The following is a 2,044-nucleotide window of genomic DNA, read 5'->3' as shown; positions in this document are numbered from 1 at the left end:
GTCACATATGTGACAAACAGTCCCTCCAGGGTGGCGATGGCGATGGCGAATTCGTGGAACAGGTGGTCTTCAAACTTCAGCGAAGGATCTTGCTGAAAATTGAGGTAAGCGATGAACTGAGTGGGCAGCAGGGCGAAGCCAATAATGAGAAGGCTCATATACGCCTGTGTGATCAGCCGCAGCGCGCTGGGCGGCTCGTGCAACATAAGATTGGTACTCATATGCTATGCCGTCATTCCATGATGATCCCACGCGGTCCTTTCATGAACTAGCGGGGCCCTTCTCAAGCACCTTGGAGTCCTGTTGGACAACCAAAGTGACATGGTTCGCCTCCGCCTTAGGTTATCCAACACGCCGGCACAGGTGATCACGCTGAACGGCGTGGAAGTCACAAGATTTCCGTTTCCGGCCATCGGCTGCACTCATTCGGGCGGGGCTGCGATGCCGCCAGCATAGACTTGCCATCCAGGACGTGCCGTTGCGGGTTATGTGTTCGAGCCCTCATCACGTTCAGCCACCCGCTCCGCTAAGGGTAAGGGTATCGTGCGTGTTCAGTACAGTATCCCAGCTGCTGCCCCGACTCGTCACAATCTGCGATCCGTTCGAAAACGGGCCATCGGAGGATGATGGAAGTCACGAGCTCACTTCAGGAAGGGATTCTACGCTTTACCTTACTAAACTGTCTGTTTGCCACCCACTGGTGGCGCCGCTGTGACGGCCGGCGCGGACTGGTTCGGCTCGGAGCCAGCGCGCGTGATGAGCAACAGCGAGAGTGCCAGCCCGCTTTGATTGAAAGTTTCTTGTACGCCACCTGTAGCCTCCGTTCTGCGCGACTCCCCGGGCAAAATGCAGGACAGAGGTTTCGCTATATACATGAGCTGGCTAAGCTAAGCCCCTGCCAGATATTGTAGGCGGCCGAAAATTTCGAGCTTGCCAGGACTGGGCATGTCACTTTAAGCCGAGCGGCTGGAGCGCGGCCGCTTTTTGTGACCGTCGTCGGCGGACGGGGTGGTGACAATCACAGCAGTCCAGCTTCGCTATGTTCGACTGCCCTGCAGCCTTCGCAAAATGGCTCATGTTGCCGGTAAGTAAGGATAACGCTCCTGCGCGTGGTCCGACGCCGTCATCGCCCCTGGCTGGCCCGCTCAGGGTTATCGGTTTGTAGATAAGCTGGGCGAGAAGGTGTCCGCACTAAAGGGCGGAGATCGTGTGTTCGGATCCGTGCCTCGTGGTGGTTTGGCGGACGAAGTCGCAGTGCCCGCCGGTGAATTGTGTCGGATCCCGAATCGTCTGTCATTTGCCCAGGTAGCTGCCTTGCCCGTGAACTATCTGTAGCGCGGCTTACGGCCTCATGGAACAGTGGTTCATCACAGTGATTTTGACGTTTTTATTCCAAGCCATTCGAGGATCGGCAAGCTTTCCGGCGGCACGAGAATTTCGATGCTCCTGGGGACGCCGGGTTGACGACGGATGCATCCGTTTCGTTCGAGAGTTATGATCATTTGGTGGACCGAAGGCGGGCTGACGCGGAAGTGGCGCTGGATGTCTTTCTCGGCGCGCGGTTGTCCGAACATGTTGGAATATGTGTAGATGAAAGCGAGGTAGTGCCCCTGCTTCTGGGTGAAGCGCGCGCCTGATTTTTGACTCATGGATCGATTCGTCCCGGCCTTCCGACAAGGAAGCAAAGGATGAATGTACGTTATCGGGTGTGCGCCGTGCAAAGGCGGCGCTTTCCAGTGGGTGCAAATCCCACCCGGCAACCGCTCCAGCCGGAAGCAACCGGAGCAGCTATGGAGGTGACGAATAGCTGAAGCCTCCGGAATGCGTGTCACGAATTGGTGACAGCGCGAGTGTGCAGGCCGTAACGTGTCGCGCGGCGATCAGGATGGAAGGTCGTGTAGATCGTCGCGGTCACCACGGCAGGCACCAAAATGAGCAAGGCGCCTCCACAGAACACCAAGGAGAGTAGGCTCGGTCTTTTCGGCATCTCGCGCTCCTCAACTCGTTAGAGCTCGCGCCAACTCACGGATCATTTGCAAGATGT

2 protein-coding genes and 1 pseudogene are annotated in these 2,044 nt (G+C 57.1%); all 3 read right to left on the bottom strand.

Features of this window, described 5'->3' with window-relative positions; genetic code table 11:
- Nucleotides 1–221, bottom strand: a pseudogene (locus XI03_RS01690) (GGDEF domain-containing protein); the annotation flags it as partial.
- A 1,146-nt stretch (nt 222–1,367) separates the two neighbouring features.
- A complete protein-coding gene (locus XI03_RS01685) occupies nt 1,368–1,649 on the bottom strand; it encodes a LexA family protein (protein WP_271591113.1) in 282 nt (93 codons plus the stop codon).
- A gap of 179 nt (nt 1,650–1,828) precedes the next feature.
- Nucleotides 1,829–1,987, bottom strand: a complete 159-nt coding sequence (locus tag XI03_RS01680) for a hypothetical protein (protein WP_271591112.1) — start codon at nt 1,985–1,987, stop codon at nt 1,829–1,831.
- Between the last annotated feature and the right edge of the window lie 57 nt (nt 1,988–2,044).

It is taken from the genome of Bradyrhizobium sp. CCBAU 65884, assembly GCF_028128835.1.
Lineage (GTDB): Bacteria > Pseudomonadota > Alphaproteobacteria > Rhizobiales > Xanthobacteraceae > Bradyrhizobium > Bradyrhizobium ottawaense.
This window is presented reverse-complemented; position numbering and strand designations above follow the sequence as displayed.